22 protein-coding genes and 1 pseudogene are annotated in these 21195 nt (G+C 59.4%); 5 read left to right on the top strand and 18 right to left on the bottom strand.

Going from position 1 to position 21195, the window contains the following annotated elements:
• Nucleotides 1–5: 5 nt before the first annotated feature.
• Nucleotides 6–962 (top strand): MBL fold metallo-hydrolase, encoded by a 957-nt coding sequence (locus AC0L8G_RS07555; protein WP_473388091.1) that lies wholly within the window; start codon nucleotides 6–8, stop codon nucleotides 960–962.
• An 11-nt stretch (nucleotides 963–973) separates the two neighbouring features.
• Here the strand turns inward: AC0L8G_RS07555 and AC0L8G_RS07550 are convergent, their stop codons facing one another.
• From AC0L8G_RS07550 to ppdK, 3 genes are all read right to left on the bottom strand, one after another.
• On the bottom strand, nucleotides 974–1708 hold the full coding sequence (locus AC0L8G_RS07550) for a DUF2490 domain-containing protein (protein ID WP_473388090.1): 735 nt from the start codon (nucleotides 1706–1708) through the stop codon (nucleotides 974–976).
• An 18-nt stretch (nucleotides 1709–1726) separates the two neighbouring features.
• Nucleotides 1727–2467, bottom strand: a complete 741-nt coding sequence (locus AC0L8G_RS07545) for a cell wall hydrolase (RefSeq protein WP_473388089.1) — start codon at nucleotides 2465–2467, stop codon at nucleotides 1727–1729.
• A gap of 283 nt (nucleotides 2468–2750) precedes the next feature.
• A complete protein-coding gene (gene ppdK / locus AC0L8G_RS07540) occupies nucleotides 2751–5441 on the bottom strand; it encodes a pyruvate, phosphate dikinase (protein ID WP_473388088.1) in 2691 nt (896 codons plus the stop codon).
• A gap of 300 nt (nucleotides 5442–5741) precedes the next feature.
• On the opposite strand from ppdK, the gene AC0L8G_RS07535 reads away from it, so the two are divergent.
• Nucleotides 5742–7214, top strand: a complete 1473-nt coding sequence (locus tag AC0L8G_RS07535; protein WP_473388086.1) for a hypothetical protein — start codon at nucleotides 5742–5744, stop codon at nucleotides 7212–7214.
• Nucleotides 7215–7230: 16 nt separating this feature from the next.
• On the opposite strand, the gene AC0L8G_RS07530 is transcribed toward AC0L8G_RS07535, so the two are convergent.
• From AC0L8G_RS07530 to AC0L8G_RS07460, 15 genes and pseudogenes are all read right to left on the bottom strand, one after another.
• Nucleotides 7231–7809 carry a hypothetical protein gene (locus AC0L8G_RS07530; protein WP_473388085.1) on the bottom strand — a complete coding sequence of 193 codons (579 nt, stop codon included), beginning with the start codon at nucleotides 7807–7809 and terminating at the stop codon, nucleotides 7231–7233.
• A gap of 101 nt (nucleotides 7810–7910) precedes the next feature.
• Nucleotides 7911–8363 carry a DALR anticodon-binding domain-containing protein gene (locus AC0L8G_RS07525; RefSeq protein ID WP_473388836.1) on the bottom strand — a complete coding sequence of 151 codons (453 nt, stop codon included), beginning with the start codon at nucleotides 8361–8363 and terminating at the stop codon, nucleotides 7911–7913.
• Nucleotides 8364–8417: 54 nt separating this feature from the next.
• A pseudogene (glyS, locus tag AC0L8G_RS07520) lies at nucleotides 8418–10141 on the bottom strand (glycine--tRNA ligase subunit beta); the annotation flags it as partial.
• Nucleotides 10142–10257: 116 nt separating this feature from the next.
• The gene (locus tag AC0L8G_RS07515; RefSeq protein WP_473388083.1) at nucleotides 10258–10704 is read right to left on the bottom strand and encodes a PaaI family thioesterase; all 447 of its coding nucleotides are present in this window, start codon (nucleotides 10702–10704) and stop codon (nucleotides 10258–10260) included.
• A gap of 5 nt (nucleotides 10705–10709) precedes the next feature.
• Nucleotides 10710–11258 carry a DUF6438 domain-containing protein gene (locus tag AC0L8G_RS07510; protein WP_473388082.1) on the bottom strand — a complete coding sequence of 183 codons (549 nt, stop codon included), beginning with the start codon at nucleotides 11256–11258 and terminating at the stop codon, nucleotides 10710–10712.
• Nucleotides 11259–11310: 52 nt separating this feature from the next.
• On the bottom strand, nucleotides 11311–11634 hold the full coding sequence (locus AC0L8G_RS07505) for an antibiotic biosynthesis monooxygenase (RefSeq protein ID WP_473388081.1): 324 nt from the start codon (nucleotides 11632–11634) through the stop codon (nucleotides 11311–11313).
• Nucleotides 11635–11643: 9 nt separating this feature from the next.
• Nucleotides 11644–12396 (bottom strand): monofunctional biosynthetic peptidoglycan transglycosylase, encoded by a 753-nt coding sequence (gene mtgA / locus AC0L8G_RS07500; protein ID WP_473388079.1) that lies wholly within the window; start codon nucleotides 12394–12396, stop codon nucleotides 11644–11646.
• 93 nt (nucleotides 12397–12489) lie between these two features.
• Nucleotides 12490–12897, bottom strand: a complete 408-nt coding sequence (locus tag AC0L8G_RS07495) for a DUF1761 domain-containing protein (protein ID WP_473388078.1) — start codon at nucleotides 12895–12897, stop codon at nucleotides 12490–12492.
• Between the two features lie 121 nt (nucleotides 12898–13018).
• Nucleotides 13019–13489 (bottom strand): GFA family protein, encoded by a 471-nt coding sequence (locus AC0L8G_RS07490; protein ID WP_473388077.1) that lies wholly within the window; start codon nucleotides 13487–13489, stop codon nucleotides 13019–13021.
• A 3-nt stretch (nucleotides 13490–13492) separates the two neighbouring features.
• Nucleotides 13493–14431: a glycine--tRNA ligase subunit alpha gene (locus AC0L8G_RS07485; protein ID WP_473388076.1), complete on the bottom strand. Its 939-nt coding sequence runs from the start codon at nucleotides 14429–14431 to the stop codon at nucleotides 13493–13495.
• 70 nt (nucleotides 14432–14501) lie between these two features.
• Nucleotides 14502–15785: an APC family permease gene (locus tag AC0L8G_RS07480; RefSeq protein ID WP_473388075.1), complete on the bottom strand. Its 1284-nt coding sequence runs from the start codon at nucleotides 15783–15785 to the stop codon at nucleotides 14502–14504.
• Between the two features lie 108 nt (nucleotides 15786–15893).
• On the bottom strand, nucleotides 15894–16691 hold the full coding sequence (locus AC0L8G_RS07475) for an arginine deiminase family protein (RefSeq protein WP_473388073.1): 798 nt from the start codon (nucleotides 16689–16691) through the stop codon (nucleotides 15894–15896).
• An 18-nt stretch (nucleotides 16692–16709) separates the two neighbouring features.
• The gene (locus tag AC0L8G_RS07470) at nucleotides 16710–17324 is read right to left on the bottom strand and encodes a glutathione S-transferase family protein (RefSeq protein WP_473388072.1); all 615 of its coding nucleotides are present in this window, start codon (nucleotides 17322–17324) and stop codon (nucleotides 16710–16712) included.
• 84 nt (nucleotides 17325–17408) lie between these two features.
• Entirely contained in the window at nucleotides 17409–18401 is a 993-nt protein-coding gene (locus AC0L8G_RS07465) for a tetratricopeptide repeat protein (RefSeq protein WP_473388070.1), read from the bottom strand.
• Between the two features lie 163 nt (nucleotides 18402–18564).
• Entirely contained in the window at nucleotides 18565–18861 is a 297-nt protein-coding gene (locus AC0L8G_RS07460) for a hypothetical protein (RefSeq protein WP_473388069.1), read from the bottom strand.
• Nucleotides 18862–18867: 6 nt separating this feature from the next.
• Between AC0L8G_RS07460 and AC0L8G_RS07455 the strand changes: the two genes are divergently transcribed.
• The 3 genes from AC0L8G_RS07455 (at nucleotide 18868) to AC0L8G_RS07445 (ending at nucleotide 21156) form a co-directional block, all read left to right on the top strand.
• Nucleotides 18868–19653 (top strand): hypothetical protein, encoded by a 786-nt coding sequence (locus AC0L8G_RS07455; protein WP_473388067.1) that lies wholly within the window; start codon nucleotides 18868–18870, stop codon nucleotides 19651–19653.
• Nucleotides 19631–19819, top strand: a complete 189-nt coding sequence (locus tag AC0L8G_RS07450) for a hypothetical protein (RefSeq protein WP_473388065.1) — start codon at nucleotides 19631–19633, stop codon at nucleotides 19817–19819. Before AC0L8G_RS07455 ends, AC0L8G_RS07450 begins: the two co-directional genes overlap by 23 nt.
• Nucleotides 19820–20019: 200 nt before the next feature.
• Nucleotides 20020–21156, top strand: coding sequence for a DNA cytosine methyltransferase (locus tag AC0L8G_RS07445; RefSeq protein WP_473388064.1), 1137 nt, complete (start codon nucleotides 20020–20022; stop codon nucleotides 21154–21156).
• The last annotated feature ends 39 nt before the right edge of the window (nucleotides 21157–21195 follow it).

Genomic DNA, 21195 nt, shown 5'->3' with positions numbered 1-21195 from the left:
CGCCAATGAAAAAAACCATCGCCCTTGCCGCCGCGCTCATGCTCGCCGCCTGCACACAGGTCAGTTCCGATGCGCCCGCGCGCAAACAATGCGATGTATCCCTGCTTGTGCTTGGCGTCGCCCAAGACGCGGGCAAACCGCAAATCGGCAATCCGGGCGACCCTGCCTGGGACGATCCTTCCCTGCAGCGGCAGGCGACGTCGCTTGCGTTGATCGACCGGCGCGGAGAGCAGCCCATACGCTGGCTGTTTGACGCAACGCCCGACATCAAAACACAACTGCACCAGCTCAACATATCCGCACCGACAGACAACCCAGCCCGCGTTGACGGCGTGTTTTTGACCCATGCCCATATCGGTCACTATGCGGGCCTGATGATGTTTGGCCGCGAGGCGGCGGGCGCGCAAAACATCGAGGTTTTCGCCATGCCCCGCATGGCCGATTTTCTGACCGGCAACGGCCCGTGGTCGCAATTGCTTGTGCTGCACAACATCTACCTCGCTATTATGGAAGATGGGGAACCGGAGCCGCTCGCCACAGGTCTTTCCGTAACGCCGTTTCTTGTGCCGCACCGGCAGGAGTTTTCGGAAGTCGCCGGTTTTATCATTCAGGGGCCGAAAAAATCCGCGCTGTTTCTCCCCGATATCGACAGTTGGGATGACTGGGACAAAGAAGGCGTGCGCATCGAAGCGAAGATCGCCGATGTTGATTTCGCCTTTGTCGATGCGACTTTCTTTTCCGGCGAGGAGTTGCCGGGCCGCGACATGTCAAAGATTCCGCACCCGACCGTTAGTCATTCCATGGCGCGGTTTTCTTCGCTGGCCGAAAGCGAAAAAACCAAGATCCACTTCATCCACATGAACCACACCAACCCGTTGCACAATTCAAAAAGCCCGGAGCGCGCAGCAGTGAAAAAAGCGGGTTTCAATGTCGCCCGTGAAGGCGCGGAATTCTGTTTGTAAGAACCGCTGCGCTAGAGCGGCAGCCGCAAATTGACCGTTAGCGCATGATTGATGCGGGTTTCCGCATTATCGCGTGGTTGAATTTGCGCTTGGTAGCCGAACTCAACCTTCAAATCTTTTGCAATCGGAAAGCCGGCGCCGCCGGAAAGGCGAACTTCCTCAAAACCTTTTCGGCTGCCCCAATCCGAATTATTCAGCACAAAGAATGACTCGCCGGAGCCGAACAAGTAAACGCCATCCGACTGCCCGGCAGGTTTGGTGAACCTCACCATTTGCCGCGCGCGCCAGACCGTGTCGTCACCCGTATCGCGAAATCGTTGTTCAACACGAGCCCGCACCTGCAATGCGCCGCCCAAAACATCTTTTGAACGCCAGGTGACCTGCTGCATCAGCCGATGCTCTCTTGCGTCTTTCGCATTATTTCGATCTGCGAGAATGTACCAGTACCCCGCCCCAAGGCTGAGCGACGGGCTGAGTTGATAGTCCGCGCCGCTGCGAAAATGAGTCTGCAGCAAACGCTCAAGCCCATCGCCATAGCGCATATGGACGTTAAACGAACCAGACCATCGATCGCTCAGTTTGGCGCTGACCCCGGTTGTGGTCCAGATTTGCGCATCATGATCCGCCGCCAATGAAGGCGCGGCGCCAAATGCCGAAGCGCAACATAAAGCCGCTATCAGGCTTTTCCGGTGCTTCATCAAGATCACTCTGGATTTTCCGGATGCGTTGTCGTCAGGACGCGGCATGCCCCGCCCCAAGCAACGCTACATCGCCGCCGGCGCGGCCGCGATCGTGCGGCGGCTCGGGAATTTGTAAAATTTGTGCGTGCCGATGGTTGCGGTCGGCGTCAGCGAGTCTGCCCAATGGGGCGTCACGTAATTTGCGTGATAATGCGTCGCATTCCGGCTGACCGGCGCGCGCACGCCAGCGAGGATCGCGCCGGCGAGTTCTTCCGACTCTTTCCATTTGCGCTTGTTGAGTCGCGCCTGCATGGAGCCGTCGCATGTAAACGAGAACTGGCAACCGGTGCGCCGTTCTGATCCCTGAAACACAACGCCGCAAATCGAGCCCGGATAAACGGCGCTCTTAACGCGGTTCAAGATAACGTCCGCCACGGCTAGCTGGCCGATGCGCGGCTCTGACCGGGCTTCGTAGTAAATCGCCTGCGCCAGGCATTTGCGCTCATCGGCATCGAGCTTGGCGACAGTCAGATCCGTGAAATCAAACGAGGCGAGCCCTGCAGTGAGGTCTTCCGCATTGAGCAGTTCGCCCGTAGCGAGCGCTGGCTTCAAGCGCGGCCCGTCAAGCGCTGCGCGCGTGGCCGCTGTCTCCGCCGCAAGATAGGTGGCGAGGTCGGCGACCAGATCAGCTTCCTGCGCCAGCGCCACTTCCGCCTTGCGCTGCTCTTCTGCGCGGCTTGCATTGACCGTGGCGCTCATTGCGCTCGCAACGGCGCATACGGAAAGGAGGCCCGCCGCCATCAGGCTGCGCAGCGTCCAGTTCACGTCCAGGCCGTGTGCTGGCAGGCCGTGTGCTGGCCGATTTATGTCACGCCGGTCTTTCAATTCTCGCCTTCTCTTCTTGCGCGTCTCACCTGCTGGCCGGAAGACCATCGGAAAGACGCAAAAAACGCGCCGTGGAGCGCGCTTCCTCCGCCGGAATATGGCGCCCGCGAGAGGCTTTCGCAATTGAAATAAGGCTGCGTTAACCCTTTGTTAACCTTATCGAGGACGGAATAAGTCATTGTTTTTACAACGACTTATTTTTTCTCGCGTTAATGTTAACCTTTTAGGCGGTTGATCCGCCGGAGGTTTTTTCTAGTTTTGCTTGTGCTGCGGCAAGTCGCGCAATCGGCGTCCGATAGGGCGAACAGGACACATAGTCGAGCCCCGCCCCCTCTACGAAGCGGATCGAGTCCGGATCGCCGCCATGCTCGCCGCATATGCCGAGCTTGATGTCCGGGCGCGTCGCCCGGCCTTTTTCCGCCGCGATATGGATCAACGCGCCGACCCCTTCGGGGTCGATAGTCACAAACGGATCGCGTTCGAAAATACCCTGCCGCAGATAATCCGGCAGGAACGCCGCCGAGTCATCGCGCGAAAGACCAAAAGTGGTTTGCGTGAGGTCATTGGTGCCGAAGGAAAAGAATTCCGCGTCCTTGGCGATCTCATCGGCGGTCAGCGCCGCGCGCGGCAATTCGATCATTGTACCGACCAGATAGTCGAGCTGCACATTGTTCTCTTTCAGCACCGCGGTCGCGATCGCATCAACGCTCGCCTTCAAGAGCGTAAGCTCTTCGCGCTTGGCGACGAGCGGGATCATGATTTCCGGCGTCACCTTCTCGCCGGTTTCCTTGGCGACATTGCAGGCCGCTTCGATGATCGCGCGCGCCTGCATCTCGTAGATTTCCGGGTAGGAAACGCCAAGACGGCAACCGCGATGGCCGAGCATCGGATTGAACTCATGCAGCTTGTGCGCGCGATCTTTCAGCTTTTGCGCATCCATGCCGGACGACTTCGCCACTTCCTCAATCTCGTCATCGGAATGCGGCAGGAATTCATGCAATGGCGGGTCGAGCAGACGGATCGTCACCGGCAGGCCGGTCATCACCCGGAACAACTCTTCAAAGTCCGAACGCTGCATTGGCAGAAGTTTAGCGAGCGCGGCTTTGCGGCCCGGTTTGTCTTCGGCCAGGATCATTTCGCGCACGGCGATAATCCGGTCCGCTTCAAAGAACATATGTTCCGTGCGGCAAAGACCGATGCCTTCCGCGCCAAAATCACGCGCGACCTGCGCGTCATGGGGCGTTTCCGCATTGGCGCGCACCTTCATCCGGCGCACCTTGTCGGCCCAGCCCATCAACTTGGCGAAGTCGCCGGAAAGTTCCGGCTGCACTGTCGGCACCGCGCCGGCGAAGAGCCGCCCCGCCGCGCCGTCAATAGTGACGAGCTCGCCTTTCTTCACCTGCCGACCAGCGACGGTGAAGAACTCTTCGCTCTTGTCGATCTTCAATTCGCCCGCGCCGCAAACGCAAGGCCGGCCCATGCCGCGCGCCACAACGGCGGCGTGGCTGGTCATGCCGCCGCGCGCGGTGACGATGCCTTTCGCGGCGTGCATGCCGTGAATGTCTTCCGGGCTGGTTTCAACGCGCACCAGAATGACCGGCTTGCCTTCCTGGGCGAGACGCTCGGCCTCATCGGAATTGAACACCACTTCGCCGGATGCGGCGCCGGGCGACGCCGGCAGACCGGACAAAAGCTGATCGCGCGGCGCATCGGGATCGAGCGAAGGATGCAAAAGCTGGTCAAGCGAATGCGGATCGACGCGGCCAATCGCTTCTTCTTCGGTGATCAGGCCTTCCTCGCACATATCGACGGCGATCTTCAGGGCGGCCTTCGCCGTACGCTTGCCGTTGCGGGTCTGCAGCATCCAGAGTTTCTCATCCTGGATGGTGAACTCGATATCCTGCATGTCGCGATAATGTTTTTCGAGCTTGTCGAAGACATCCGCCAGTTCGGCGAACGCCTTGGGCATCGCCTCTTCCATGGACGGCGCGTCGTCGCCCATGGTTTCGCGGGAACGCTTGGTCAGCGCCTGCGGCGTGCGGATGCCGGCAACCACATCCTCGCCTTGCGCGTTGATGAGGAATTCGCCGTAATAATAATTGTCGCCGGTCGACGGGTCGCGGGTGAACGCAACACCGGTCGCTGAGGTGTCGCCCATATTGCCGAACACCATGGCCTGCACATTGACGGCCGTGCCCCAGCTTTCGGGAATATGGTGCAGACGGCGATAGGTTTCCGCCCGGTCATTGCGCCATGAACCGAACACCGCGCCAATCGCGCCCCAAAGCTGTTCATCCGGGTCCTGAGGAAATGGCTTGCCCAGCGCGTCGGCGACAAGTTTCTTGTAGCCTTCGATGATCTTTTTCCAGTCCCCGGCATTCATCTCGGTGTCGAGGAAATAATCCTGCTCTTCCTTATAGGTCTCGAGCAGTTCCTCGAAGGAATGGTGATCGAGTTCGAGCACCACATTCGAATACATCTGGATGAAACGGCGGTAGCTGTCATAGGCGAAGCGCTCGTCGCCGGAGAGCTTGGCGAGCCCTTCAACGGTTTCGTCGCTGAGACCGAGATTCAACACCGTGTCCATCATGCCCGGCATGGAGGCGCGCGCGCCGGAGCGCACGGAGACGAGCAAAGGCCGCGACTTGTCGCCAAAGCCCATGCCGACCGCGTCGCCGACTTTGGCGAGCGCTGCGTCGACCTGTTGTTTCAGCTCTGCGGGATAGGTGCGGTCATTGGCGTAATAGGCCGAGCAGAGTTCAGTCGTGATCGTAAAACCCGGCGGAACCGGCAAGCCGAGGCTCGCCATTTCCGCAAGGTTCGCGCCCTTGCCGCCCAACAGATTGCGCATGGTGGCGTCGCCTTCAGATCCGCCTGCGCCAAAGCTGTAAACCCATCTTGTCGTAACACTCATGGGGACTCCCGCCCTCTTCTTTGCCTGCTATCGCGCGTCTCCGATTGGGACGCGGCCCTGCCTTAGGGCGCCGCACCGCAACATCCAAGCCGGAAATTGCCGCAGCGGCGCCTTTGGTCATTTCTTTCAAGGCCCTACTATAAGCCGTCCCGGGAAGCCGGGGACAACTATCCACCATATTTTTTTCCGTGTTAGGATGGGCGACCAGCTGACCTGCGCCCGCTTTTTGGCCCGCGCAGGAGGGACAGCGGGAGGGGCGCAATGGGACAGGACGAGCGCAGGCCAGTGCGGGGACGGCCTATGCGGAACCGAAGCGGTTTCGCCGTCGCCATTCTGTCCGCCATTGCAGGCTTTTCCGGCGCCATGGCCCAGGATGGGCCAGATCCCTTGTCAGCAGAAATCGCAGGGTTCCCGGTATCGGCCATAGCCGGGGCCAGCGCCGTCATCGCTTTTCTGGGCGCCGTGCTCTACGCGGTGCTCACCTCAAAGCGGCTCGACGGGTCGTCGCTCTTCAACCGGCTGTTCATCGTGGTAGCGGTCACATCCGGTTTCTTCAGCGCCGTCAGCTCCGCCATCGGCTTTGGCCTCATCACCTCGCAGGAGGAAGCGGATTTCTTCCGCAACGCCATTCTGCCGCCCGCCTTTGGCGTCTTCGTCTTTTGCCTGGCGCTGGCGATCTGGGTCGGCGGCGCGGATTTCGTACGCCATCGCGACTGGTTCCGCGGGATCGCCTCCGGCTTTGGCGCCGATGTGCTGTTTTTCATGGAACGCGCGATCAAACTGTTCATCATCGTGCCGTTTCTGGCGCTGATCCTGTTTTTCGTCTCGACCTGGACAACCGTGGTCGGCATCGGCGGCGTCGACGCGGTGCGCCACACCTACACATACGAGATCAACCGCCTCGCTGCTGAATGCGCCGGCCTCACCACATGGCGGCAGCGGGATTTTCTGGTTCTCGCTGACCTGGAACTGTCTGTCGAGGATGTGAAACGCGTCGCAGGCGCAGAGGAAAGCGGGGGCGCGCAATCGGGCTCTGCCGGGGGCGGCGCGGTCACCGATTACATCAACAGGCTCGCAACCTGGTATGGCGGGCTTTATGACAGCGTCGCCAAGATCATCGCGGAGCAGGAAGATGCGGTCGAAAACCCTTACGATCCGGACGGCTGCGCGGCGCATACGGACGAACTGAAACGCATGCTCGCCCGCAACGCTTATGACAATGTGGACCGCTGGAACCGCGAATTTGAAACCGCATTCGATGATTTCGCAGCAACGCTCAATCGCTGGCGACGAGACAAGCGCATTGAACGCCTGCTCGATCAGCAATTGGACGCCTTTGCCCGCGCCAATCCAAAACCGAGCGACGGACGCATGTCAGTGCGCCAGCGCGAGGCGATCGACCGTTACGCCGCGGAAGTGGAAAGCGCGCTGCAATCGACCATCCGCTCGCAAAAACTTCAAAAGCCGGATGTTCCGATCAAATCTGCGGCGGAGCTCGCCCCTGCCCGCGGGCTCGATATTTTCCGGGAGATTTTCAACCCGCCCCCGCCGCCGGAGGAGCCGGAACGGATTTCCCGCGCGCAATCGGTCGTCGATTCGGAGTTCATTCCGGGATTGTCGACCATGTCGCCGCGCGATGCCGTGTTGAAGCACGCCAACATCTTTTCCGATGTCTGGGCGCTCGCCATCGCGTGGGACTACGCGCCATACATCTTGATGCTGGCGTTTCTGTTCTTCCCGAGCGCCGAACGCGCGGCGGGGTTTAAGGATTAAGTGTAGAAGTTCTTTTCTACACTCTCTCCTCTAAAAGGTTTGTATATTCTGTCTGTATAAGAACTATAAAATAATAAATTCGCTGTTGTAGCTCGGATGTTTGCCTATCTAGCAAATCAAGCACCTCTACTGGCACAACATCGCCCTCATCCGAAGAAAGAAGAGTTTGCTTAGCCTTTGCAAGATTCTCTCCTAACGGAATAAACCCGCCTAAATGAATGTCTTGTGAGAACATTCGGTAAGCGTTATCAGAAAAAACAATATCGACTTCGGCGAGATATGTGTTTAAATTCGCATTCCACTCCCAAAGCTCATCGCTATATCGGTCAAACTGCTCTCTCGTGAGATTTTTATCTTGTGCGGCGATTGCCACTTTCAGGCGATACATCGCGTACATTCGCGCATCAAGCGAGTGAGATATGCTTTCTCTAAGCTTATCTGCGCGAGCTATTTTATAGTCGAGCTTACGCAACTCCCACGCATGCAAATTCGCTCTTTGCTGAAACTTGTAAGATACAATCCCGCCAACAATCCCGGTCAGAGCAAACCCGATAACTAACAAAAACAGCTTAGATTTAATGTCTTTCCAGTCCATAAAAGAATCCCCAATCCACCAGAGTAATTAAATATAGAGTACATCTATACTGTATTCACTCAAGTTGATAATCTTTGCAGAAACAAAAAACGTACCGGCTATTACCCCTCTAACTTCGAGAAGTCCGCGACTTTCGCCGTCGCAGCGCGCAGGCGCGCAAGCAGCGCGAGGCGGTTCAGGCGCAGTTTCGGATCATTGGCGTTGACCGTGACTTTTTCAAAGAATGCGTCGAGGGGGCTGCGCAATGCAGCCAGCGCCGACATCGCCGCTTCGAAATCTTCCGCCGCGACGGCCTTTTCGGTTTTACTTTCCGCATCATTCAACGCCGCGTGCAGCGCTTTTTCTTCCGCGTCCCGCAGCAGTTTTTCGTCCACGCTGTCTGAAGCGGAAGCCTTATCTTTCTTCTCTTCAGCCTTGAGGATATTCGCCGCGCGCTTATAGGCCGCCGCGAGATTGGCGCCGTCATCGGTTTTGAGAAACGCGGCCAGCGCTTCGAGTTTGGCGACGATGAGGACGAGATCGTCCTGAAGATTACCCTCCGCATCGGTCAGCACCGCATCAATCTGGTCGTGCTTGTGGCCTTTGTCTCGGAGGTAAACTTTCAGGCGGTCGTGGAAGAAGTCCCAGAGATCCCTTACTTGGGCTTCATATTTCTTTGCGCGGTCTTTGTCTTTCACATCATAATCTTGATGTGAAAGATCGAGTTCTCCTGACTTAAGTTTATCTTTTTGCTCTCTGAGCAACGGGATTAATTTTCCATATATTTCATTTCGGTCCTTGCCAAAATGCTCGTCAACAAAGCGCTTTGCATCGCCAGCTAAATACTGATTTAAAAATCTTGGCAGTGCGGTCATTTGATGGTCAACAATATGTAAGACAGCCGCTAACACGACGGCATACGCAAATTCCACTCTCTTAGTTGAACATAAAACGATCTGAATCACGCCCAACGCAGCGCGCCGGAGCGCAAACGGATCACTCGATCCTGTCGGCTTTTTGTCGATGGCCCAGAACGCCGTCAGCGTGTCGATCTTGTCTGCTAATGCTACAGCAACACTTACCGGCGCGGTCGGGACTTCATCATCCTGCCCGGCGGGTTTGTAGTGATCGCGGATGGCGTCAGCTATCTCCGCCGGTTCGCCCTGCGCCAGCGCATAATAGCGGCCCATGACGCCTTGCAGTTCCGGAAACTCATAGACCATGCCAGTGACGAGATCGGCCTTCGCCAGCATAGCCGCACGTTCCGCCGCCGCGGGGTCGGCGCCGACTGCGGGCGCAATTTCCTTGGCGAGCGCTGCGATACGACGCGCCTTGTCGCCGACGCTGCCGAGCCCTTCGAAGAAGGTTACTTTATCCAGATCTTCAATCCGGTCGGCGAGTTTCTTTTTCAAATCCTGATTATAGAGATACCAGGCATCGGAAAGCCGCGCGGTCAGAACGCGCTCATAGCCGGTGCGCATGGCTTTGCCGCCATCGGGCGATTCAATATTGGCCACATAGACAAACTTGTTGGCGAGGCGACCGGACTTCGGGTCACGCACTGAGAAATATTTCTGGTGCCCGCGCATGGATGCTGTCAGCACTTCGTCCGGTACGGAGAGAAACTTTTCGTCGAACGAGCCGACCATGGGGATCGGAAATTCGGAAAGTCCAGCCACTTCGGCAAGCAGCCCGGCGTCTTCCACCAGCTCCAAACCCTGCGCCTTGCACAAAGTCGCCGCGTCGCGGGCGATCATTTCCTTGCGTTCATCCGCATCAAGAACGACTTTGGCTTTCTTCAGCGCCGCTGCATAAGCTTCGAAAGAGCGCACTTGGATCGGCGCCGGCGCCATGAAGCGATGCCCCTGGGTTTCATCGCCTGATGTAATGCCGTCAATTTCAAAACTCACCACTTCGCCGTCGAACACGCATAGCACGCCATGCAGCGGGCGAACCCACTTCATGTCTCCGTCGCCCCAGCGCATGGACTTGGGCCAGGAAAAGCCGCGCACGATCTCCGGCACGAACTCCGCAATCAGATCCGCCGTGTCGCGGCCCTGCTGGTCGATCACCGCGACCCAATAGGCGCCCTTTTTGTCCTCGCGCTGCTCGCATTCATCAAGCGATGAAAGCCCGGCGGATTTCAGGAAACCCTCGACGGCCCGGTCAGGCGCGCCGACACGGGGGCCTTTTTCTCCTCCCGCCGGTCCGGCTGGCGCACGGGCAAGCCATCGGCCACCACGGTCAGCCGACGGGGACCAGCAAAACCCTTCACCCCCTCGGGCATATAGCCGGCGTCCAGCAACGCCTTATTGACCGCCTTTTCAAGGTCGGCGGCGGCGCGGGCCTGCATGCGCGCGGGGATTTCTTCGGAGAATAATTCTATGAGCAATTCTGACATGGGCGGGTTTCTAAGGGGGTTTTAAAGGGTGGCAATGGCCGGCGCGCGTGATGGGGGCCGGCATGCGCCTACCCGGTCATCCGCCGAACCTGCACCGCATTGATGCGCGCGGCGAGCTTTTCCTGCGCATTGAGGAAATCCGCCTCCACATGAATGAGCGTTTTCGAGGCGTTGACCACCCGCCCCTCAATCACCGCCAGCGGCATGGTCAGCGGGCGAAAATAATTGGTCTCAAGCCGCGAGGTGCGAAAGCGCTCATTGTCGGCGTTAAGCACCGTCATGGTCGCCAGCCCCGCCACATGGTCGGCGACCGAGGCGATATGCCCGCCAAACATCACGCCATCCGGCATGACGAAGCGGTCATCGATCTCCCAGCGCATTTTGATATGCCCGAAGGACCATTCTGTCAGCACCAGCTCGCCCAGCTTTTCGCGCGCCCAGTCATTGAAGCGCGAGGCGCCAGCCTTGTAGCCATTAAGAATGTCGGTGTGACGGTCGGACGTGGTGCGGATCAACTGCGCTAGTCCTTCTTGTCGTAGAAGTCTTCGCGCGGCCCGATCCAGTCATCGATCTCAAGCAAAGCGTCGATCTCGACAATCATCTCGTCCAGCCTTTCCCGGCCCTCAAATCCGACGCAGCCCTGATACAGGCTGACCGCGTGACTGAGCTTTTTAGCGTCAAAGGAAACATTCACGCTCGGCATGTCGGTCGCCCGCCGCGGACAGTTGGTTCCAGCCGCATTCGGATAGGACGTATCGAAAGACGCAAAATCATGGGCCTTGGCGATGGCGATCAGCTTTTTAAACGAGCCTTCGGGCAGGCGTTTGCTGACCGTGCCGTCTGCTTCCGCCACAAAACGCTCGCCCTGAAAAACCAAAATATCGCGGTCATCGACAATGAGCTGATAGACCGGACAAAACCCGTAACACGCCGTGCGTTGCAGCTTGAATTGCTCATGCTTTTCGGGCGCGCCGGTGTTGAGCCCGCGCGTCACATAAGGCTCATAGTCGGTGCTGCATGCGGAGATCAGCAATGCCGCAAAAACCGGCAAAAGGATCGAAAATTTCATAATGCTCGTTTCACTAGATTATTTGCAGCCATTCTAACCGAAGTCCGCCCGTTCATGTAAGGGCGACCGGCGCAAAGGGCGAGAACATCTGCTTGGCCTCCGCCACATCGCCGATGGTCACAAAGTCGCAAAGCGCCGCATAGTCGCCCCACATTTTGAGGACAGCCTCATTCTCATGGGCGGCGTCGATGGCGGCCTGGGATTTCCAGCAGAAAACTTCGACAATCGTCCCGTCTGCGGCGCGCCCGCATAGCGACGGCGCATCCCCGACCAGCCCTTCGGCGCGCAAGACCGGCAAATGGGTTTTCATCAGGGCGAGCAGCTCTTCGTCCTTGCCCGGCTTTGGCTTGTAGCAGGCGATAACCATGACGCTCATGACTGGCTCCTATTTGCGGTTCAGGACGCAGGCGTCGAGCCCATCCCGGCGCACCTGGTTCATCCGAACCCGGACGGTGCCGACACGGCTGCGGACATAGGGTCCGGGCGGATCGACGCGCCATTTATGCGGGTTTGGCAGGACGCTCGCAAGCAGCGCCGCCTCATAGGCCGTCAGGTCTTTCGCGCTTTTGCCGAAACGGGCCTGTGCGGCGGCTTCGGCGCCGAAATGCCCGTCGCCCCATTCGGCGATATTGAGATAGACCTCAATGATCCGGCGCTTTGGCCAGATCGCCTCGATCAGCATGGTCATCCACGCCTCGCCGCCCTTTCTTAGCCAGCCGCCGCCATTCCAGAGGAAGGCGTTTTTCGCCGTCTGTTGGGAAATCGTTGAAGCCCCGCGCAGCTTTTTGCCCTGTTTGGATTCCTCCAAGGCCTTGTCGATCGCCTGCATGTCGATGCCGTTATGCAGGCAAAAGCGCGTATCCTCCGCCGCGATCACCGCCGTAACCAGATAAGGCGAAATGTCTTCAAGCCGCGCCCAGGGATGGATGATCACATCGCCGCTCATTTTCCGCTGCAGCATCAACAGCGTGCCTGGCGGCGCCGCGACGGCGTAGAGGCCGGCCCAAAGCACAGTGCCCGCAATCAACGTGGCGAGACCAATCAATCCCGCGCGCAGGGCGAAGCGGACGCGGCTTTGCAGCGTCTGCTTTTTTTGACGCGACTTGCGGCGTGTTTTTTTCGGCGCAAACAACGCCATATCTAATCCCAAACAACAGGACGGCAAAGAAAAAGGCGGCGCAGGGCCGCCCTTTTCCTAAAATGACGCCGCCATTCGTTTTTTTCAAGCGGCTTACTTCAGCAAAGCAAGCACAATCGCGGAAATGACCCAACCGACCAGCAGATGCGACGCATCAATCATCAGCAAGGTCGAGTTATGGGCGGCGTAGATATAAGCGTAGCAGGTAAAAGGCAGCGCCAGGAAAAACCACAGAGCGACAGCCGTCGTCACCGCGCCGCCAATCCCGACCGCGCCTTTCCATTTCAGCACCAGGCCGATGCCGATCACTTGCAACACCGTGATCAAAAACCCGCTCGCCATCCAGAGCGGGCTTTCAGCTTCTGCAGCGTCTGCGGAAATACCTTCCGCCGCCATCCAGACATCCTGAAACAGCATGCCGTACCAAACCCAGCCGACCAGAAAAAATGCAACCGATGCGGCGATGACCGCGACAAGATTCAAACCGAGAATTTTGGGCATCACGCCCTCCCTCTGTTGACTTGCCCGCGAGCATAGCGCGAAGCGCGGCCTGCGAAAATGAAGAAATAATCCGCGCACCGCACAATTCGATGCTGCGCCCGCGAAATGCTCCGGAGCCCGCCTATTGGGAAAAGATGCCGAAATTGCGAAAACGCGTCATGTAAGGCCCGTAATCCGTAGGCTGCGTATCGCAGAGCAGGTCATCTTCGGCGAATTTGACCCAGGGTTGCGCGCTTTTCACCCAGATATGACCGGCGAGACGCACCCAGGAGGTGTCGTCGAAACTTCCCGCGCGCAGGCTTAAAACCCCGCGCGAAGGCCGGTGACCATGGGCGATGCGCGCGCCGCAATCGCTGCAAAACCACCCGACGCGCATATTCCCGGCGTCGGACGCCCATTCGATTTCCTTCGGCGCGCCGGCGGTGAAATGAAAGGCATCTTCCGACACCATGGCGTTGACGGCGAATGCGCCGCCGCCGATTTTCTGGCAGTTTGTGCAATGGCAAGCCGCGATCGTCACCGGCGGCGCCGTCAGCTCATAGCGCAATCCGCCGCACTGACACCCGCCTTTGATGGGGAGCGCGACGGTCATGGCTCAAGCCTCCGCGTAATCGACAATGCCGGCGCCCTCGCCGCGCCCTTGCGGGCTTTCCAGCCACGCCTCGCAGCAGGCCTTGGACAATGTCCGAACCCGGAGAATATAGGATTGCCGCTCGGTCGCGGAAATCACCCCGCGCGCATCAAGCAAATTGAACAAATGCGAAGCCTTGATGCACTGTTCATAGGCTGGCAGCGGATAGGCTTTGCCATCGCGCTTTCCGGCTTTGATGATGGCGGCGCAATTTTCTTCCGCCTCCTTAAACTGACGGAACAAGATCTCGGTGTTCGCCAGTTCGAAATTGTAAGCGGACTGCTCCACTTCGTTTTGGTGGAAAACATCACCATAGGTGAAGGGCGAGCCGTCGGGCTTCTTGCCGCCATAGACGAGATCAAAGCCATTATCGACGCCCTGCACATACATGGCGAGACGTTCCAGCCCGTAGGTGATTTCGCCGGTCACCGGCTTGCAGTCAAAACCGCCCACCTGCTGGAAGTAAGTGAACTGCGTCACCTCCATGCCGTCGCACCAGACTTCCCAGCCCAGCCCCCAGGCGCCGAGCGTCGGGCTTTCCCAGTCATCTTCGACAAAGCGAATATCGTGGATCGCGCGATCGACGCCGATTGCGTCCAGCGAGCCGAGATAAAGCTCCTGAATATTGTCGGGGCTCGGCTTCAGCGCGACCTGGAATTGATAATAATGCTGGAAGCGGTTGGGGTTCGAGCCATGGCGCCCGTCTGTCGGCCGGCGGCAGGGCTGCACATAGGCAGCATTCCACGGCTTGGGCCCGAGCGAGCGCAAGGTGGTGGCCGGGTGAAAGGTCCCCGCCCCCATCTCCATGTCATAGGGCTGAAGGATGACGCAGCCCTGATCGGCCCAATATTCCTGCAAGGTCAGGATAAGGTTCTGAAAGGACTGTTTTTTCTGTTCGGCCATGGGGGTTCCGGGGTCAACGCGTTTCACAGCGTTGCACCGGAAAACGCGCAATCAGTCAAGGCGGCGGCGACTACTCGGCAATCGCGGGCGCAACCTGGCGCTTATAGCGCGCTTTCGACCAGTAATAGATCGGCAGGCCGGCGGCGAGCAGCAGCGCGCCCCACAGGAGCGTTTTGATCCCCGCCCCCGCCATCGCGATGATGGAGTAAACCAGCGCCGCCAGCGCGATCATCAGCCAGCCGCGCGCCGAGCGCCAGTCGGCTTTGATTTCGGCGAGCGCCGACAGGACATAAGGAGCAAGCGTCGCCAGCGTCGACATGGCGATCATGAATGTGAACGCCGCGACGAGACCTTCCGTATAGTTCATCAAGAGAATGACCGTGCCGATAACGCCGGTGACGATCAGCGCATCCGCCGGCGCCGCGCCGGTGTTTTTCTTAGCGAGAAATTTTGGCGCGCAGCCGTCTCGCGCAATCGCCATAGCGGTCTGGGCGCCGATAAAGACGCAGCCATTCAGCGACCCCGCGGTGGAAACCATGGCGCCGAGCGCAATGATGATCGCGCCTGCAGGCCCTAATAGCCGGGCGGCTTCAGCGAACGGCGCCTCGGACACCGCAAGCGTCTCCACCGGCAACAACATCATCACCGCCGCGGTCGACGCAATATAAAGCACCGCGACGCAAATGGTTGCGGAAATGATGGCGCGCGGGATGGTGCGCTTGGCGTCCACCACATCTTCGGCGGCGACCACCCCGGCCTCAATTCCGACAAACGCCCACATGGTGAGCAATGCGGTTGCCGCCAGGCCCTTGATAAAGGGCTCACCGGTCGGATTGAATTCGGGAATGTTCTCTGGCGCGCCGCAAAACACGCCGAGGCCGATGATCAAAAGCAGCGGCGCGATTTTCAAAAAGGTCATGGCCAGTTGCGCCCGCGCCGCCGAGTCAACGCCGCGAATATTGATAGCGGTAATCAGCCAGACCAGTGCAATCGCCACAAACATCTGCGCGATCATATTGCCGGCGAGCGGCGGAAAAACCGCGCCCGCATAACCGGCGAATGCAACGGCGATGGCCGCCGTCGCAAAGACGATGCTCAACCAATAGCTCCACCCCATCAAAAATCCGGCGAGATCGCCAAATGCGTCGCGCGCATAGACATAAAAGCCGCCGCTTTGATGAGTCCGGCCTGCAAGACGCCCGAGGGTCAGCGCGATGGTGATGGCGCCGGCGGTTGTGAACAACCAGCCGACGAAGCTGATCGAGCCATAAGACGACAGCACGGCGGGAAGCAGGAAAATGCCGGAGCCGATCATGACGCCGGCGGACATCGACCATACTTGCCAAAATCCCATGGAAGGCGGGCGGACCCCCTCGCCCGATTGATCAGAGGACTGATTCATCTGAGGAGCTTCGCGCGAGCGTCACGCGAATGTCAATCGCGAATCCGTTCGCGATTGATTTCAAACGCGCCGCCAACGCAGCGACATGCAAGACAGTCCCGCATCAATCAGTCCGATTTGCGTGGTTTTAAGCGGCAGGACTTTAAAGCCCAGCCCATCGAGAAGGTCGATGCTGCGCGGAAAATCAGCGCCGATCAGAATGACATCATTCACGCGCAGCGCATTCGCCGCCGCCTCTTCGCCTTCGGGAACAGTCACTATGTCAAAGTCCTCGAAGACGCCGGACCGGGCAAGCCGCGCAGTGGAGAACACCGTTTCCTCATCGAGCAGCGAACAGTCAGTCTTGAAATGCAACACGCCTTCAGGCGTTTCTACTATCTCGCTGGCGCGTCCCAGGGTTGCGAGACATTCCGCGAGCGCCTTGGCGCCGGCGAGATCGGTGCGGCTGGACAGGCCGATCATCACCTTGCTCGCGGTCGTCAAAATATCACCGCCATCCGCGTAGCCGCTTGCCGGCATCTCCAGAACAGTTTCGAAAGCCTCTTGCAAAACCGGCGCGATTTCCTTTGCTTCGCCCGCGCGGCTCGGGGCGCCGGGGCGCAACAAAACAGCCCCTTCGGAAAAGACCAGCGCCGGGTCCTCAACAAAAATTGAGTCCGGAAACGCTTCCAGCGCCGGCAGAACCGTCAATGAAACGCCCGCCGCCTGCATCGCTTCGAGATAGGCGTCATGTTCAGCGCATAGATCGGCATAGGAGGGATCGCCGCGATCATCAGCGCGCAAACCTTTGACCACGGACTTTGACGGGCGGCGAACAATCGCATTGGTGAAGCGATAAACGGGTCCATCAATGCTCATGGCGCAACGCCCTTATGATCAGAACTGCGGCGCAGTCTTTTTAAAGCCTTCGAGGTTCATCACGCGCTCGCCCCATGCCTTGACGTTTGGATAGTCATCCAGCGGCAAACGCATCGGCGCGGCATAGGTAAGGCCCGCCCCGACGGCGAAATCAGCCAAGGTCGGCGCATCGCCGACAATCCACTCTTTGCCTTCCAGCGCGGCGTTCAAAATCCCCGCTTCACGGCCGAACCGGACCAGGGCGTCTTCGCAAACCCCTTCATCGCATTCGCCCATTTTCAGCATCGGCTTGATGACGCGCTGAAACTGTACCGGCTGATAGGCTGGCGACCAATGCGCCAAGTCCCACATCAGCCACTGGTTCACTTCCGCGCGCTGTTGCGCATCTTCCGGGTAAAGACTGTTATTCGCCTTGCCGGCCAGATGGATCATGATCGCGTTGGATTCAGAAAGCTTGAGTCCGTTATCATCCATTGCCGGAATACGGCCTGCCGGGTTCACCGCCTTGATCGTCTCATCGCCAGGCGCCGCCATGACGGACTCCACATCAAGACCAAGGTGATGAGCCACCGCGAGCGGCTTTCTGACATTTTGCGACATGGGTGCGCCGACAATCTTGATGGGGTTCGCCATGGAAATCTCCTATTGTCCGGCCGGAACGCTACCGGCCGGCGCTGGCGCGAGCAAGCGGCCCCAACTCACGAAACTGTCATCGGCTTAAAGCGCCTGCATGGCCCTGACGATCTGCGTCGATTCCGCGATCGGCGGCGGCGCATCAAGCGCATTCTGGAAGTAGCGCCGGGCGACGCTCTTTTCACCAGCCTGCAGCGCAATCAATGCGCGCCCCACATAGGCCTCATAATTATCGGGCGTATATTCAAGCAAGCGCGACAACAGCGCGTCGCCTTCTTCGGGATTTCCGGCGGCGGCTTCGCAAAGCCCCACATCCACCATGGCGTCAAGCGCCCAGGGATCGGTCTGCAAGGTCGCCTTGGCGGAGGCGCAAAAGCCCGGCGTCAAATTTTTGCCGAGCAGGGTTTTTGCTTGCGCGGCGTAATTGAACGGTTTTTCCGCCGGTTGCGGCAGCGGGCGCTGTTCGCGGATGTCCGGCCGCGAAACTTCAACAGGCTTTTGGGCGACAGGGCGCACGCTGGCGAGCTGGGCGGGCTTGGGCGGTGCGAGCCGCTCAGGCGGGGCGAGCGAAGCGAAGCGCGAAAGACGCTCCGGCGCGCTTTCGCGCAATCCAGGCTTTGGAACCTGCGGCGGCGCTATTGTCGGTTTCGCCGCGAGGCTCGGCGTCGCCAGTTGCGCCTGGGACGGCTCTGCATCGGCGAAGAACATATCGATACAAGTCGCCGCCCGGCCGGAAATTTTGCACGGCTTGGCGTTCGCATATTCAAGGATGCGCCGCGTCTCGACGCGAAGCGCGCTACCCTGCGCTTCCGGGCTCATGGACAGGCCCGCAATATTTCGGCTGCGCGCAGTAAGATCGAGGGACATTTCCGACGCGACGCCGCGCAGCAGGAATTCAGATCCGCTGCGCTTTTCGATGGCGCAAGGCCCGTTGCAGATTAGCGCGATGCGGGTCTGAAGTTCCCGTTCGCCGACCTGCACATCTTCAAGGCCCGGCGTGTCGGGGCTGGCCAGCGCGGCGGGCGCAATGGCGGCGAGGCCCGCGCAGGCTGCAAAAATGGAAAAAAGGCGTTTCATCGGCCCCGGGGGAAACTGACCATGCGACAAGTGAATGACCGTTTCTTCTCTCTAGAGTCGGGGGCCGGGGTCAATCGAAACGAATCACCCAGAGGAAAACTATACACGCAAAACAAAACGGGCGCCGTTTCGGGCGCCCGTTTGCATCTGTGGAAAACCGCAATCAATAAGTGCGATAGACGCGTCGGCTGCCCGGTTTGATATATCCGTATCCCCAGGAGTCATAGCACAGCAGCGCCACTTCCTCATAGCGCCGACCGCGACGATAGAAGGTCTGCGAGACCACATCGCAATCGCGGAGATAGGATGGGCTGTAAAGGTCCCAGCCGAAACTCACATAGAGCCAGCCAAGCGGATCATAGCCTCTGTTATAGTGGAACAGATTGTGGCTTGAGCACCAATAGCCGTGACCGCGATGCGGCGCATGACCGTGCCCATAGTGACGCCCGCCATATCGCACGGACGGATGGCGATAGGAGCCGCTGCGGAAACGCCGGCCGTCGGCGCGGCGGTCGCGATTCTTGTAACGCTGGTCACGCCGGCCATCGCGATATCCATCGCGGCGACCGTCCCGGCGGCCATCGCGATAGGCGTCGCGGCGGCGGTCGTCATAGCGCGCTCCGTCGCGGCGGCGATCACCGTCCCGGCGCGCATCACCGCGCCGCCCATCACCACTACGAGCGCCATCGCGTCGACCTTCGCCGGCGCGGGCGCCATCTCTGCGCCGGTCGTTATTGTCCGCTACGCGGCGCTGATTGTTTTCGGCAACGCGGCGGCGTTCGCCCTCTTGTCGGCGCGCGCCTTCGCGGCGCTGACCATTATCCGCGGAGCGGCGGCGTTCGCCCTCCTGCCGACGGGCGCCTTCGCGGCGCTGACCATTATCCGCAGTGCGGCGGCGCTCGCCTTCCTGGCGACGAGCGCCCTCGCGACGCTGACCGTTATCAGCAGAACGGCGGCGTTCGCCCTCCTGCCGGCGGGCGCCCTCGCGACGCTGACCGTTATCGGCGCTGCGACGCTGTTCATTGGAATTACCGGAACTACGGCGCTGGCCATTGTCGCTGCTGCGCCGCTGATTGTCGCCGCGTTGCGCAGAATCATCACGGCGCGGCGCCTCGCGGCGGGCTTCACGGCGCTGGCCTTCGCTTCTTCGCCCTTCGCGCCGACTTCCGTCACGCCGTTGCGCTTCGCTACGGCGACCTTCGCCGCGGCGTCGCTCACGATCTTGCACCATGGCGACTTGCATAAGCGATGAAGCATCGCTCGCAATCACTGTTACTGAACCTAATGGCTGTGTCGCGGCGGATGCCGGCGCAGACAAAGCTGCGAGCCCAGCGGCGAGTGTTGCAACCGCCGCCGCATTTCTGAAAACCGAAAACGGCTTTATTTCCATCAAGGGCATTCGCCTCTCCTATCGGTAGCGAGGCCCCCTTAGCGCCCAACTGCAATCTGCGTCAGTGAAATTCTTACGTCAATGTAAACATGTTCACGCTAAAGCGATAAGTGCTTGAATTGCGGCGGAAACACGGCAATCGTGTCGCAAATGTGGCGCGCCCCCATGCGTATGCGGATGATTGTGGCGGGAATGCGGCGCGCGGCCAATGACGAGACAGAACACCCGATGAGACAAACGCAGAAAACATTTCTTGAGTTCTTCGCCGGCGGAGGAATGGCGCGTTTGGGGCTTGGCGATTCGTGGCGCTGTGCGTTGGCGAATGATCTGGACCCCGCAAAATGCGCTGCGTATCGCGCGAATTTCGGCGGCGGCGATCTGATCGAAGGCGATATCGCCGCGCTAAGCGCTGAAGATTTGCCGGGTGAACGCGTCGACCTCGCCTGGGGATCGTTTCCCTGTCAGGACTTGTCTCTCGCCGGGGCCCGCGGCGGCATGGGCGCCAAACGATCCGGCGCGTTCTTTCCCTTTTGGTCGCTGATGGAAGGTCTGATCGCCAAGGGCAAAGGCCCGCGCATCATTGCGATCGAAAATGTGGTTGGCTTGCTCACTTCCAATGGAGGCCGCGATTTCGCCGGTGTTGTCAATCGCATGGCGAAAGCCGGTTACGCTGTGACAGCGAGCGTGCTCGACGCAAAATCCTTTACGCCCCAATCACGCCCAAGACTTTTTATCCTCGGCTTTGCGGCGGACCTGCAATTGACCAACGCTGCATCGCTTCCCGATGACAATGCGACGCCCGCGTTGATTTCTGCTTATGAACAGATATCGGCGCAATCAAAGGCGCACTGGTTCTGGCTTGCCTCTGCTCCGCGCGCCGGACGCAACATACGCTTCTCCGACATTATCGAGTGGGATGCGCCGGAATGGCATATGCCCGCGCAAACGGAAAAACTCATCGCCATGATGGCGCCGCATCAGCGCGCCCGCATCGACAAGCTGATCGAACATGGCGCGCGCCGCGCCGGCGCCGCTTTTCGGCGTACACGCATCGAAAATGGCGAAACCGTCCAGCGCGTCGAGGCGCGCTTTGACGGCCTTGCGGGATGCCTGCGCACGCCGGCCGGCGGTTCATCCCGGCAAATTGTTTTTGCGATTGAGAATGGCGAAGTCCGCTCGCGCCTTATTTCCCCGCGCGAGGCCGCAAGGCTGATGGGCTTGCCGGAAGATTACCGTTTGCCGCAAAGCGCCAATGCAGCGCTGAAACTCGCCGGTGACGGCGTCTGCGTCCCGGTGGTGCGATGGCTGGCGGAAAATGTGTTTGAGCCGGCGCTTGGCGCTGCAAAATCCCGCAAAGCTGCGTGACGGCGAAGAGCACAGACGTTTTCTCAAAAGAAAAGCGCT

Source organism: Hyphococcus sp. D3-15, from assembly GCF_055809375.1.
This window is presented reverse-complemented; position numbering and strand designations above follow the sequence as displayed.

Bases quoted from the DNA above. Each gene is read 5' to 3' on its own strand.
- AC0L8G_RS07555 (WP_473388091.1), top strand. From the start codon at position 6: ATGAAAAAAACCATCGCCCTTGCCGCCGCGCTCATGCTCGCCGCCTGC.
- AC0L8G_RS07550 (WP_473388090.1), bottom strand. From the start codon at position 1,708: ATGCCGCGTCCTGACGACAACGCATCCGGAAAATCCAGAGTGATCTTG.
- ppdK (WP_473388088.1), bottom strand. From the start codon at position 5,441: ATGAGTGTTACGACAAGATGGGTTTACAGCTTTGGCGCAGGCGGATCT.
- AC0L8G_RS07535 (WP_473388086.1), top strand. From the start codon at position 5,742: ATGCGGAACCGAAGCGGTTTCGCCGTCGCCATTCTGTCCGCCATTGCA.
- AC0L8G_RS07530 (WP_473388085.1), bottom strand. From the start codon at position 7,809: ATGGACTGGAAAGACATTAAATCTAAGCTGTTTTTGTTAGTTATCGGG.
- AC0L8G_RS07510 (WP_473388082.1), bottom strand. From the start codon at position 11,258: ATGAAATTTTCGATCCTTTTGCCGGTTTTTGCGGCATTGCTGATCTCC.
- AC0L8G_RS07505 (WP_473388081.1), bottom strand. From the start codon at position 11,634: ATGAGCGTCATGGTTATCGCCTGCTACAAGCCAAAGCCGGGCAAGGAC.
- mtgA (WP_473388079.1), bottom strand. From the start codon at position 12,396: ATGGCGTTGTTTGCGCCGAAAAAAACACGCCGCAAGTCGCGTCAAAAA.
- AC0L8G_RS07495 (WP_473388078.1), bottom strand. From the start codon at position 12,897: ATGCCCAAAATTCTCGGTTTGAATCTTGTCGCGGTCATCGCCGCATCG.
- AC0L8G_RS07490 (WP_473388077.1), bottom strand. From the start codon at position 13,489: ATGACCGTCGCGCTCCCCATCAAAGGCGGGTGTCAGTGCGGCGGATTG.
- AC0L8G_RS07485 (WP_473388076.1), bottom strand. From the start codon at position 14,431: ATGGCCGAACAGAAAAAACAGTCCTTTCAGAACCTTATCCTGACCTTG.
- AC0L8G_RS07480 (WP_473388075.1), bottom strand. From the start codon at position 15,785: ATGGGATTTTGGCAAGTATGGTCGATGTCCGCCGGCGTCATGATCGGC.
- AC0L8G_RS07475 (WP_473388073.1), bottom strand. From the start codon at position 16,691: ATGAGCATTGATGGACCCGTTTATCGCTTCACCAATGCGATTGTTCGC.
- AC0L8G_RS07470 (WP_473388072.1), bottom strand. From the start codon at position 17,324: ATGGCGAACCCCATCAAGATTGTCGGCGCACCCATGTCGCAAAATGTC.
- AC0L8G_RS07465 (WP_473388070.1), bottom strand. From the start codon at position 18,401: ATGAAACGCCTTTTTTCCATTTTTGCAGCCTGCGCGGGCCTCGCCGCC.
- AC0L8G_RS07455 (WP_473388067.1), top strand. From the start codon at position 18,868: ATGGCGATAGGAGCCGCTGCGGAAACGCCGGCCGTCGGCGCGGCGGTC.
- AC0L8G_RS07450 (WP_473388065.1), top strand. From the start codon at position 19,631: ATGGCGACTTGCATAAGCGATGAAGCATCGCTCGCAATCACTGTTACT.
- AC0L8G_RS07445 (WP_473388064.1), top strand. From the start codon at position 20,020: ATGAGACAAACGCAGAAAACATTTCTTGAGTTCTTCGCCGGCGGAGGA.